The sequence below is a fragment of the Kitasatospora sp. NPDC057500 genome (assembly GCF_042802195.1).
Taxonomy (GTDB): Bacteria; Actinomycetota; Actinomycetes; order Streptomycetales; family Streptomycetaceae; genus Kitasatospora.
The window spans coordinates 1-12,259 of the sequence record NZ_JBHVER010000089.1 but is presented as its reverse complement, the minus strand read 5'-3'; the positions used below and the strand labels follow the sequence as shown (position 1 = coordinate 12,259).

Below are 12,259 nucleotides of genomic sequence, written 5' to 3'. Positions count from 1 at the left end.
CATGGCCGTCTACGGCATCGATCTCGGCACCACCTACTCCTGCGTCGCCTTCGTCGACGACGTCGGCCGGCCCACGGTGCTGCGGAACCTGGAGGGTTCCGACACCACCCCCTCGGTGGTGTACTTCGAGAGCGCGGACAGCACCGTCGTCGGCCAGAGCGCAAAGGACGCGGCCGTGCTGGACCCGGAGCGGGTGGTCCGGCTGATCAAGCGGGACATGGGCGAGCCGGTGCTGCGCGAGTTCCACGGGCGCGCGTTCACGCCGGAGGAGGTCTCGGCCCGCATCCTGCGCAAGCTCGCGGACGACGCGCGCGTCAGCGGCGGGGCGGAGGTGCGGGACGTGGTGATCACCGTGCCCGCGTACTTCGGGCTCGCGGAGCGCGACGCGACCCGCAAGGCCGGGGAGATCGCCGGGCTGCGGGTGCTGGACGTGGTCGCCGAGCCGATCGCCGCCGCGCTCGACTACGGGGTGCTGGACACCGACGCCGACAGCGGGCGCGACCGCTCGGTCCTCGTCTACGACCTGGGCGGCGGCACCTTCGACACCACCGTGCTGACCCTGCGCGGCACCGACCTGAAGGTGGTGTGCACCGACGGGGCCAAGGAGCTCGGCGGCAGCGACTTCGACGACCGCGTCGTGCTGCACCTGGTCGAGGCGTTCCGCGAGCGCTTCCCCGAGGCGGACGACCCGCTGGCGGACCAGCACTCGGAGACCCAGCTGCGCCGGGACGCCGAGGACGCCAAGCGGGCGCTGTCGTTCCGCGAGCGCTACACCGTCCGGGTGATGCACCAGGGCCTGGTCGCCGAGGTCGAGTTGACGCGCGGACTGCTGGAGGAGCTGACCCGCGACCTGCTCGACCGCACGGTCGAGATCACCCGGCGCACGCTGGCCCTGGCCCGCCGGCGCGGGGTCGAGCGGTTCGACGAGGTGCTGCTGGTCGGCGGCTCCACCAAGATGCCCGCGGTGGCGCAGCGGCTGCGCGAGGAGTTCGGCTTCGAGGCCCGGCTGCACAACCCGGATCTGACGGTCGCGCGCGGCGCCGCGCTCTACGCCCTCGACCGGGCCCTGCACATCGTCAAGAGCGGTGAACTGCCCGCCTCCGAGGCCCCCGACGTGCCCGACACCGGCCATCTCACCCGGCAGGCCTACCAGGTCGCCACGGTGGCGGCGCGCGGCTACGGCATCCGGGTGCTGGACGTCGAGACGGACCGCGAGTACGTCACCCACCTCGTCCACGCGAACGACGCCCTCCCGGCGGCCGTCACCCAGGACTTCTACACCGTCCGCGAGGGCCAGCGCCGGGTGCGGATCCAGGTGATGGAGCAGGCCGGCGCCGTCGAGTCGGAGGAGCTCGACCACAACACCGTGGTCGCCGAGGGCGATCTGGACATCCCCGCGGGCAAGCCCGCCCGCTGGCCGTTCGCCTGCGAGTTCTCGCTCGGCGCCTCGGGGCTGCTGGAGGTGGTCGCCACCGAGCGGGAGACGGGCCGGCGGCTCGAACTGTCCGTGCGGATCGGCGGCATGGACGCGGCGGCCGTGGACGAGGCGAGGGTCGCGCTGAGCCGCGAGCAGATCGCCTGACGGCGGCGGGGCGGCGTCCGGGATGTCCTTCGACGAAGCACGCTACCTGCGCGAGGTGCTCGACCGGGGCCTGCCGGTGGACGAGGACCTGCGGCACCGCTACCAGCTCCCGGCGGAGCTCACCGCGACCGGGGTCGAGGAGGCGGTGCGGGCGGTCCGCGCCTGCTGGCGGCGCCACCGCACCCGGCTCAAGTACCTCGCGGTGATCGAGGAGCTGGAGGCCGGTCAGCTGGTGCACCAGGCCCTGTTCGAGGCGGCGCGGGGCGGCGACCTCGCCCCGCTGCGCGCGGCCCTCGCCGAGCAGGGACGGCTCGCCGGGGCCGCGCGGGGCGAGCTGCTCGCCGCGCTCGGCGAGGCCGCCGGCGGGCTCGGGCTGGTCAGCCCCGCCGCGCTGGCGGGCGTCGGAGCCGTCCACCGGGCGGACCGCGCCCGGCTCGACGAGGCGCTGACCGAACTGTCCGTGGCCGTCGCCGACCCGGACCCGCTCCCCCGTGACCTGCCGCACCCGGCCTACGCGCGCTGCGCCCGGCAGCTGGCCGTCCTTCGGCTGCGGCACCTCGCCGACTTCCTGGCCGCCGCCGGCCCCGGGGAGCACGTCACGGCCCCGGTCCGGCCCTTCAGCGGCCCGGCGCCCGGCGAGGGCGAGCTGGAGGCGGCAGCGCTGCGCTGGGGCCGGCAGCCGCACGGCGCCGCGCACACGGCGGCGCAGGCCGTGGCCGCCGCCGCGCGCAAGGTCCTCGGCGACCGGGGCCCGGAGGGGCTGCGCGCCGTCCTGCTGTACGAGCTGGCCGAGCCGCTCCGGGCCCGGCGGTCCGCCCGGGCCGGCAGCGGGACCCTGCTGGCCCACGCCGAGCAGGGGCTCTCGGTCGCCGCGCCCGACGCCCGCCGGCTGGTCCTGGCGGTCCTGGAGGAGCCGGACCCGGACCCGGTCACCGCGCGGCTGCGGGCCCTGGCCGCCGACGGGCTGCTGGCCGAGGCGGCGGCCCTGCTCGACCGGCTCCCCGAGCGGGCGCTCCCGCCGCAGGCCGCGGGGCCGGCCGCGCACGTCCGCGCCACGCTGGCCGAGGCGCGGCGGCTCGGCGACCTCGCCTCCGCGCGCCGGACCGCCGATCCCGACCGCGCCTGGGCGCTGCTCGACCGGGCCGAAGCGCTGGTCCGGGACCTGCCCCTGATCGACGAGGTGCGCCGCTCGCTGCCGGTCCGCCCGGTCCCCCGGGTGAGCGCGGCGGCGGACCGGACGGGCGTGCTGGTGGAGTGGGAGCCGACGCCCTCGACGGCCGGGCGGCCGGAGTACCTGGTGGTGCGCCGGACCGGCCGGGCGCCGCGCTCGGCGGCCGACGGAACGGTCCTGGCGCCGCCCGCGCCCGGCGCGACCTCCCTGCTGGACACCGCGGCGCCGGTGAACGTGCCGGTCCACTACGCGGTCGTGGTGCGGCGCGCCGCCGAACCTGACGGGCCGTACTCCCCGCTCGCGGTCTGCGGCCCGGTGCGCCACCGGCCGGAGGTCGGGGAGGCCGGGCTGGAGGCGGACGACGGTGTGGTGAGCGGCGGTTGGCGGCTCCCGGCGGGCGCGGAGGGCGTGCGCGTGACCCGCCGCACCGAACCGGGGACTCCGGACGGCCCCGGCAGCACGGACGGCCCCGGCACCCCCGCCGACCCGGCCGCGCCGACCACCCCGGTCGCGGCCCGGGCGGACGGCTTCACCGACCGGGGCCGGCCCAACGGCCGCACCCACGTCTACCGGATCCAGGTCGTCTACCGCGATGACGACGGCGGCACGACGGCCACCGAGGGCCGGTGGCTCACCGCCGTCCCGCTGGCGCCCCCGGAACCGGTCACCGCCCTCACCGTGGTCCCCTCCGAGGAGGACCCGGGCCGCTTCGAGGCCCGCTTCGAGACCCGGGCGGAGCCCGCGCACGGTGAGGTCCGCCTCTACGCCTTCGACGCCCGGCCCCCGTGGCCGGTCGGCCGCCTGCTGCGCCCGGCCGAACTCGCCGCCCGGGGCGCCCGGCTGACGACCAGGCCGGTCGCCGGCGGACTGCGGTTCCGGCCCCCGGGGCGCGGCGCCGTGGTCGTCGCGGTCACGGTCGCCGGCGAGCGCGCCGCGGTCGGGGCGAGCGCACCGGTGGTGGCACTGCCCGAGTTCCGCGACGCGGCGGTGACCAGGGGCCCGGACGAGGCCGTGGTCACCTTCGAGTGGCCGCCCGACGGGCCCGGCGAGGCCGAGGTGCGCTGGCGCGTCGCCGACGGCGCGCTCCAACGGCGTACCGTCACGCGTCTCGGCTACCTGCACCGCGACGGCGTGCGGCTCGCCGTCCCGCACGGCGCGGGCGTCGAGGTCGAGCTGCGCCCGGTCGGCCGGGCGGACGGCCTGCCGGCGTTCGGCGCGCCGGTCCGGCTGGTCCTGCCCGCCCGGATCGAGGTCCCGTACACGCTCACCCGCCGGGGGCTGCCGGGCCGGCGCTCGGTGCGGGCGGTCTTCCGGTGCGCGACCGAGGTGCTGGTACCGGGTCTGCTGCTGGTCGGCTCGACCGGGCCGGCCTGGCCGCTCGCCGCCGGTGACGGGGCGGTGCTCGCCGAGGCCGGCGTCGTGCGGATCGGGCCCGGCCGGCCCGCCGTGCTCACCGCCCGGCTGCCCCGGGGCGGTCGCCTGTCCTGGCTGCGCTGCTTCGCCACCGACGAGGAGGTCGTGCTGGTCGATCCGCCGGTCCGCGGGCTGCGGGTCGGCACCCGGCGGGCGCGAGGCCGGTGGGCACAGGGCCGGTGGGCACAGGGCCGGTGGACAGGGGGCCGGTCGTGAACCTTCCCGGCCGTCGCGACGCCCTGCGGATCTGCCCGTCGTGCCTGCGGCACGCCGGCCGGACGGAGACCGACTACCGGTGCGTGTCCCCGCCCGGTTCGTGCGCCGGCGGCCACCGCCCCGCCACCGCCGTTCGCCGGACGCCGTCCGCCGTCTGCGGCGGCTGCGGGCGGACGACCTCGCGCCCCCACTGCCGCCGGTGCGGCGAGCGGCTGCCCGAGGTGCGTCCCGGGGAGCGCGGGCGGATCGTCGCGGTCGTGGGACCGCCCGGCAGCGGCAAGAGCACCTTCCTCGCCGTACTGCTGCACGGGCTCCGGCACGGCCTCGGCGCGGAGCTGGGCGTGGCACTGCTGCCCGGCGACGACCGGACCGAGGCCGAGGTGCGGCAACGCTACGAGCGCCCGCTCTACGAGGAGGAGCGCGCGCTGTCCCCGGACGCACCGGACGCGGGCTTCCGACCGCTGGTCCACCGGCTGAGCCGGGGCCACGGCCGGCGGGAACGGTCGCTGACCCTGGTCCTGCTGGACACCGGCCCGGCGGCCCCGCCGCAGAGCGCCCGGCCGGCCCTGGCGCAGGCGGACGCGGCGGTGCTGCTGCTCGACCCGCACGACCTGCCCGGCGCCGGACTCCACCGTCCGGGCCGGAGCACCCGGTCGGCGGAGGTCCTGGACGCTGCGCTCGACGCACTGCCCAAGGACGCCGGGGGACGGATCCGCGTCCCGGTCGCCGTCGGGCTGGCCAAGCTCGACCTGCTGGCCCCCGGCCTTGCGCCCAACTCGCCGCTGCACCGCCGCCGTTCCCCCCGTCCGGGGTTCGATCCGGTGGACCGCGCGGCCGTGGACACCGAACTGCGGGCCCTGCTGGAGCTCTGGCAGGGCGACGGGGTCGACCGGCGGCTGCGCGCGGGCCGGGCCGACCACCAGCTCTTCGCGTTCTCCGCACTCGGCGCCCCGCCCCGCCCCGGCGCGACACCGCCCGGCGGCCCGCGGCCGCACCGGGTCGAGGACCCGCTGCTGTGGCTGCTGCACCGCTTCGGCTTCCTGCCGAGGGCGGGACGGCGGTGACGCCGGGGCACGGGGACGCCGGCCGGGCCCGCCGCCGGAGCCCGTCGGCGCAGGCCTGGGGCAACATCGTCTTCGGCGTCGTGCTGCTCCCGCTGCTGCTCTGGATCGCGTTCCTGTTCGCGATCGCCGGTGTCGCGCTGCACTGCGCCCTGATCGCCGTACCGCGCCTGCTGCTGCGCCATTTCCGCGCCGTGCGGGGTGCGTTCGGCGCGGGCGCCGCGCCCGCCGGCACGGACGAGGGCCCCGCCCGGGAGCCGTATCTGCGCCGGGCCGGCGGGCAGGCACTGCGGGAGGTGTGGCGCAGCCTCCGGGAGGCCTACGCGGGTGAACTGCGGGCCGCCGTGCGGTGGGACCCCGGGCCCCCGCCGCCGCCTGGCGCGCCGTGGGAGTGGGCCGAGCGCATCGCCACCCGCTGCCTCGGCGGGCTGCTGTGCGTCCTCCGGGGTTCCAGCGTCGGCGCGGCCGTCCTGGTGTCGGCGCTCCTCGCGCTGCCCGCCCTGCTCTGCCAGATCCTGCTGCGGGCGGCGCTGCTGGCCGGGTTCCGGCTCTGGTGGACGGCCTGCCGGGCGGTCGACCGCCTCGGCCGCCGGCTGACCGGCGCCGCCCCGGTCTGCCCGCACCCGGCCTGCGGGCGGGCGGTGGGGCCGCCGGTCCGGCTCTGTCCCGGGTGCGGGGCGCGGCACCGGCGGCTCGTCCCCGACCGGTACGGCGGGCTGCGCCGCACCTGCCGCTGCGGGGTCCGGCTGCCCGCCGGCACGGTGTTCGGCGCGTGGCGCCTGGAGGCCCGCTGCCCGCACTGCGACCGCCCGGTGCCGCCCGGCGGCTCGCCGACGGGGGTGGTACTCGTCGCGGGGGCGGCCGGTTCCGGGCGCAGCACCGTCGTCCGCGGCGGGTTCGCGCATCTGGCCGGGGTGGTCGGGGCGCTCGGGGGGCGGGTCTCCGGCGCGCTGCCTGGCACGGCGGTGGCGGAGCTGTCCGGGCTGCGCGGCGGGCGGCGCACGCTCGTGCTGCTCGATCCGCCGGGCGCGGTCTTCGAGGAGCAGTCCGGGCTCGACGTCCTGGAGGGGCTTCGCCGCGCGCGGGGCCTGGTGCTGGTCCTCGACGCGCTGACGCTCCCTTCGGTGCGGCGGGCGCCGGCCGGCGGGGCGCCGTCGTCCGCGCCGGGGTCGGTCCCGGCCGCGGAACGGGTGCTCCGCGGCGTCGACGCCCTTCCCCGGCGCCACCGGCCGCGGCGGATCGCCGTGGTCGTCACCCGGACCGCCGCACTCCGGGGCACCCCGGCGGGTCCCGGTCCCGGGGAGGGCGACGAGTCCGTCCGGCGGTGGCTGGAGGAGGCGGGAGCGGGGAACCTGGTGCGGGTGCTGGAGCGGGCCGGCGGCGGGCTCCGCCTCCTGGCCGACGGGTCGGAGGCGCGGTCGGGCCCGGCCCTGGGCGAGTTGCTGCTGTGGACGGCCGGTGTCCGCGCCGCGCCCCGGCGGCTGCGGACCCCGCGCCGGGCCCGGCGGCCGGGCGGGCCCCGGCTCCGGCGGGCCGGGTCGGCGGTCCGCGCCCGGGGTGCGCTGCTGCTGTCGCACGTGGCCGGCCTGGCGGTGGTGCCGGTGGCGCTCACCCTGCTGTTCACGGGGTCGCTGCCGCCCTCGACGGCTTTCGGGCTGCCCGGCGCCGTCGACCGGTGGCTGCGTCCGCTGCCGGACTTCACCCGCGAGGTGGACCTGGCCGCCTTCCGCGGGGACGGCTCGTGGCCCGTCCTGACGGCGAGCTACTCCGCCCCCGGGAGCAGCCCGGACGGTCCGCGCGCCGGCAAGGACGGCCAGTGGTCGACGGAGGGCGGCCCGGACGCGGTCATGCCCGACGAGACGGACGAGGAGGCGTTGGCGAACTGGTTTCCGATGCGGCACTGGCTGAAGATCGACTTCGGGATCCCGGTGCCGCTCTCGCGGATCGAGCTGACCGTGAATCCCGGATTCGCCGCGTTCGCCTCGGTCGAGACGCTGACCGCGGAAGGCGCCTGGGTCGGGGGCCGCAGCCGGACGCCGTCCAACACGGACCTCCTGGCGGGCGACCAGGGGTTCGCGCTCGACGTCACCACGTCGGCGGTCAGGATCGTCCCGACCGTCCTGCGCGGAAGCGCCGGCGCGCGCGTCACCAACCTGCGGATCTGGTCGCCCTCGACCGCGCTGGTCCGGCCCCGCCTCGCCGGCACCGACCTGCTGCTGACCAGCACGGCGCACCGGGACGTGCCGGTCGAGGTGCTCCCGCCGGCGCTGCCGCCGGGCTGGCGGGCCGAGCCCGGGGTCGCGGCGCCGCGACGGCTGGCCGCCGGCGCCACCGCCGCCTCCGGCTGGCACCTCACCGCCGGTCCCGGCGCGCGGCCCGGTCCGGTCGGCTACTCGGTCCGCGTCACCGAGCACGGCCGCACCGCGACCGCGACCTGCTTCGCCCTGCTGCACACCACGCCGGCGGGGGTCCGGGCCGAGCCGCTCACCTGCGATCGGGCCTGAGCGGTCCTGAACCCTCCCGAGCCCGAGCCGGGAGCCGGGAGCCGCGAGCCGGGAGCCGCTAGCCAGGAGCCGCGCCCTACGGCCGCCAGCGGCCGCCGGAGAGGTCGGCCAGCGCCTCGACGATGTCCGGGGGCAGGGTCCGGCCGATGCTCACGGACTGCACCAGGAACCAGCCGTCCCGGCCCCGGTAGCGGGCCGGGGGGACGGGCGCTCCCGGCCGCAGCCGGACGTGGATGCCGTGCACCCGGGCGTCGCGGCCGCGGCTGTGGATCCGGCGCACCGCCACCTCGTCCACGTCGCTCCACTCGTAGCGGCAGCGGTGCCGGCCCCACCGGGCGGCGATGAAGGTGTCGGTGATGTGCAGTTCGAACCGCCGCCGGGGCAGGAAGCGGATCAGCATGATCAGCAGGCCGATGACGGGCAGTCCGACCATCGGCGCCCAGGCCTCCAGGTGGTCCCAGGTACCGCTCACCGTGGTCCGGACCAGTTGGAGGCCCATCAGGGCGCCGAGCGGCCCCCAGTGCGCGAGGGTGACCTCGCGGGACCGGCCGCTGAGCAGGTACGAGGCCGGGTCGCGCCGCACGGTGAGGCCGCGCCAGGACGCGGCGGGGGGCGGGGGCGCTCCGATGGCGGTGCCGGGCGCCGGCGCCGTGCCGGACGGCGCCCGGGGAGCGGGGAGCCGGGCCGTTCCCGGACCACCGGAGCCGCCGGAGCCGCCCGGGCCGGCCAGGTGCTGCTGGAGGCGCAGGTTGCGGAAGCGGTACGTCCCGGCGGTCCGCTGGAGCAGGCCGGCCCGGTGGGCGTCCCGCAGGAAGGTCATCAGCGCCCAGGGCACCCGGCCCGCCAGCGCCAGCGAGCACCGTGCCAGCAGCCACCGGCTCCACGGGCTGAGCAGCAGGAACATCGCGCACGCCCCGCACCAGGCGGCCAGGGTGTCGGTCCAGTCCATCAGGGGGCGGGCCCGCGACCAGCCCAGCAGTCCGGTCCCCAGGGCGATCAGCGGCGCGAGCACGACCATCGTCAGCAGGACCGAGGTCCGCTCCGATCGCAGCAGCGCGTCGGGGGTCGCGGCGTCCACGGTGTCCGAGGGTGCCGCCATCACGATCATCAGATAGCCGGGCAGCAGCACCCCCACCACCGTCATCAGACCCGCCGTCGACGGTTCCAGGACCTGGAACAGGCCCAGGGCGAGGATCACCGGCGGCCCGCCGATCACCACCGTGAGCCGCCAGGCCCGGCCGAGCCGCCCGTTGCGGCCGGCCGAGCGGAGGGCGCCGGCGAAGCGCAGCGGGTTGACCCGCCGCCGGGGCGTCACGGTGTCGTCGCCGAACCACGCCTGCCCGGCCATCCGGACGCCGCCCGCGAGGGTCACGCTGAGGCCCAGGGTGGTGCCGAAGCCGAAGGTCCGGTGCCGGCCGCCCGGGACGGACCCCAGTACCAGCTCGAACAGCAGCGACAGGGCGATCCCCACCGCGATCAGCGCCGGCACCGCCAGCGCCCGCGGCAGCGGAGCGCCGAACAGCCGCCACCAGGCCAGCTCGGCGCTCCCCTGGCGGTCCATCAGCCGGGCGAGGTGGGAGAGCCACTCCCGGGCCCGCTCCGGTTCCCACTGCCGGGGCGGGTGGAGGCGGTCGGGGGCCGGCGGCAGCTCCGGGAACGAGGCGGGCACGATCCGGTCGAGCAGGTGCCGCTCGACCTGGGCGGCGGTCGCGAAGCGCCTGCGGTCCACCAGTTCGCCCGGGTCGGCCGGCGCCCTCTCGTACCCGCGCCGCAGCAGCCAGACCATCAGCGGCGTCGACAGCGCCCGGCTCACCGGGCTGTTGGGCTCCGCGCGGAGCTCGGCCAGCAGCGGCGCCCACTCCATGGCGCGCGACGGCTGCCGGGCCTGGCGCAGGTAGGACGCCACGTCGGCGGGGTCGAGCGGCAGCGCCTCGATCGCCGAGTCCACCCGGAGCACGTCCCGCTGCGCCGTCACCAGCTCGCGGTAGGCCTCGGTCCGGCAGATCAGCACCACCCCGCCCTCCTGGCCCAGCTGGCGCCCGAGGGCGCCGAGCACGGCGGTCCGCCGGTGCTCGGGCAGCTCGTCGAGGCTGTCCAGGACGGGCAGCAGGCGCCGTTCGCTCACCAGCCGGGCGGCGGGGTGGAGCCCGTCCACCCGCGGCAGGCCGGGGTGCTCCTCCGTGATCCGGCGGACCAGCCAGTCGTGGAAGTTGACCCGCTCGGCGTCCCAGGACTCCAGCGAGAGCACCACCGGCACCGGGACGTCCTCGTCCCGGGTGAGCCTGCGGGCGAGCAGTTCCAGGGTGAGCAGCACGGCGAGGGTCGTCTTGCCCGCGCCGGCCCCGCCGAGGATCAGCAGCCGGCGGTGGTCGAGGCCGAGCAGGGCCTCCGCCATGGTGCCGACCCGGTCGCCGCGCCCGCCGAGTTCACGGCCCGGCCCGAGGGCGGTGCGGCTGTGCACCCAGCGGACGGCCAGCGGTTCGGGGTCGGCCATGTCCCAGGCGTCGGCCTCGGCCCGCCACTGGTACAGCAGGCTGCGGGCCAGCCGTTCCTCGGCGAGGCCGAGCGGTGTCGCCGGCGGTACGGGCGGGGGCGGCACGGTGAGGTGCAGCTCGCCGTTGAGCACGCCGATCTGCACCAGGTAGTGGACCGTGCTGTCGGTGACGACGTTGCGGACGTCCGTGGACCCGGGTCCGGGTCCGGGTCCGGCGCCACGTCCGGGGTCGGGTCCGCGTCCGGGTTCGGCCTCTGTCACTCCCCGTCCCGCCTCCGTCGACCGCTGTCACGCCACTCCTTTCTACCAGGACCCGGCCGGCGCTTTCGACGAATCGTCAGGTTCACGCCCGATGCCCGTCCGGGCCGGTGCCGCGGGCGCCTCGGGCGGTGGAAGGATAGGACGATGACATCGTCTTCCGCCGCTCGTGACTCTTTGGAGGGCCTGGCCCTCGGGGACGGATTCGGGGAGCGCTGGTTCCCGCTGTTCCGGACGCCCCGGGAGGCGTTCAACCAGATCAGGGCCCGCCGGATCCCGCAGGAGGCGCCCTGGCACTGGACCGACGACACCGCGATGGCGCTGTCGGTGTACGGGGTGCTGACCGCGTTCGACGCGGTGCACCAGGAGAAGCTGGCGCTGGCCTTCGGGACGACCTACCGGGCCGACCCGGGCCGCGGCTACGGGAACGGCATGCGGCGCCTGCTGCCCGGGCTCGCGCAGTCACCGGGGAGCTGGCTGGCCCGGGCGCGGGACCTGTTCGACGGCCAGGGCAGCTTCGGCAACGGCGCGGCGATGCGGGTGGCGCCGCTCGGGGCGTGGTTCCGCGAGGACCTGGGGGAGGCGGCCGAGCAGGCGGTGCTCTCCGCCGAGGTCACGCACGCGCACCCGGAGGGCGTGGCCGGCGCGGTGGCGGTCGCCCTGGCGGCCGCGTTCGCCGCGCGCGGGCGCGACGGGCAGCACGGGCCGGTGGGCTCGGAGCTGCTGGCCGAGGTCGCCGACCGCACCCCGCCGGGGGCCGTGCGCGAGGGCCTTCGCCTCGCCGCCGACCTGCCGGCCGGGACGGAGCCGTGGCGGGCCGCCGAGGCCCTGGGCAACGGACAGCGCGTCCAGGCGGGCGACACCGTCCCGTTCGCCCTGTGGTCCGCCGCGCACCATCCGGACAGCCTCACCGACGCCCTGTGGACCACTGCCGAGGGCCTCGGCGACGTGGACACCACCTGCGCCATCACCGCCGGTGTGGTCGCCGCCCGCACCGGCCTCGCCGGCGTGCCCGAGGAGTGGCTGACCCGCCGTGAGCCGCTCCCCGCCTGGGTCGCCGACGCCGAGACCCGGTAACCGGCAGCCGGCAGCCAGCAGCCGGCAGGGCCTGTCGCCGGTCCGCGCTCACCCCTCCGGCAGGCCGCCCTGGCAGCCGGACGTCTCGGCGTCCGCCTGTCCGGCGGCGGCCGGCCGGTCGCGGTCGTCCGCGGCCGGCTCCCGGCTGCCGATCGTCACATGGGCGAGGGCCGGGCACCCGGATCCGCCGCCGGCCGTCGCCGGGACTCGTGCGGGGCCGCCGCGTCCCCAGATCACCGGGCGGTCACCGCCCCGGCCGGGCGCCGGTCGCGCGGTCGGGCCGGGGCCGCCGGGCCGGGGAGGTCCGGTGCGGACGCCCCCGGAGCTCGCGGGGTTGCCACGCGGGTGGAGCGCGACACCCGCCGCTTCCCGCACCGCTGCTGATCGCTGGTCATACCACCGATCCTGCCGGGGCCGCCGGTGCGTTCGCCTGAGTACCGGTACTCAACTCGGGCCCGGGGAACGCCGGCAACGGCCCGGGCC

General features: G+C 78.0%; 6 protein-coding genes. 5 read left to right on the top strand and 1 reads right to left on the bottom strand.

The window, feature by feature from the left end; translation table 11 throughout:
- Position 1: 1 nt before the first annotated feature.
- Genes ACFU74_RS20035 through ACFU74_RS20020 form a run of 4 tightly spaced genes read left to right on the top strand, consistent with a single transcriptional unit; the run spans position 2 to position 7,947 of the window.
- On the top strand, positions 2 to 1,582 hold the full coding sequence (locus ACFU74_RS20035) for an Hsp70 family protein (RefSeq protein ID WP_380758459.1): 1,581 nt from the start codon (positions 2 to 4) through the stop codon (positions 1,580 to 1,582).
- A 22-nt stretch (positions 1,583 to 1,604) separates the two neighbouring features.
- Positions 1,605 to 4,382, top strand: coding sequence for a hypothetical protein (locus ACFU74_RS20030; RefSeq protein WP_380758456.1), 2,778 nt, complete (start codon positions 1,605 to 1,607; stop codon positions 4,380 to 4,382).
- Positions 4,379 to 5,446 carry a hypothetical protein gene (locus ACFU74_RS20025; RefSeq protein WP_380758454.1) on the top strand — a complete coding sequence of 356 codons (1,068 nt, stop codon included), beginning with the start codon at positions 4,379 to 4,381 and terminating at the stop codon, positions 5,444 to 5,446. The genes ACFU74_RS20030 and ACFU74_RS20025 overlap by 4 nt, the downstream gene beginning before the upstream one ends.
- The gene (locus ACFU74_RS20020; RefSeq protein ID WP_380758451.1) at positions 5,398 to 7,947 is read left to right on the top strand and encodes a hypothetical protein; all 2,550 of its coding nucleotides are present in this window, start codon (positions 5,398 to 5,400) and stop codon (positions 7,945 to 7,947) included. The genes ACFU74_RS20025 and ACFU74_RS20020 overlap by 49 nt, the downstream gene beginning before the upstream one ends.
- Before the next feature lie 76 nt (positions 7,948 to 8,023).
- Here the strand turns inward: ACFU74_RS20020 and ACFU74_RS20015 are convergent, their stop codons facing one another.
- Complete coding sequence (locus tag ACFU74_RS20015; RefSeq protein ID WP_380758448.1) at positions 8,024 to 10,702, bottom strand: NACHT domain-containing protein; 2,679 nt, start codon at positions 10,700 to 10,702, stop codon at positions 8,024 to 8,026.
- A 144-nt stretch (positions 10,703 to 10,846) separates the two neighbouring features.
- On the opposite strand from ACFU74_RS20015, the gene ACFU74_RS20010 reads away from it, so the two are divergent.
- Positions 10,847 to 11,776 carry an ADP-ribosylglycohydrolase family protein gene (locus ACFU74_RS20010; RefSeq protein ID WP_380758446.1) on the top strand — a complete coding sequence of 310 codons (930 nt, stop codon included), beginning with the start codon at positions 10,847 to 10,849 and terminating at the stop codon, positions 11,774 to 11,776.
- Positions 11,777 to 12,259: the final 483 nt, after the last annotated feature.

Bases quoted from the DNA above. Each gene is read 5' to 3' on its own strand.
- ACFU74_RS20030 (WP_380758456.1), top strand. From the start codon at position 1,605: ATGTCCTTCGACGAAGCACGCTACCTGCGCGAGGTGCTCGACCGGGGC.
- ACFU74_RS20010 (WP_380758446.1), top strand. From the start codon at position 10,847: ATGACATCGTCTTCCGCCGCTCGTGACTCTTTGGAGGGCCTGGCCCTC.
- ACFU74_RS20035 (WP_380758459.1), top strand. From the start codon at position 2: ATGGCCGTCTACGGCATCGATCTCGGCACCACCTACTCCTGCGTCGCC.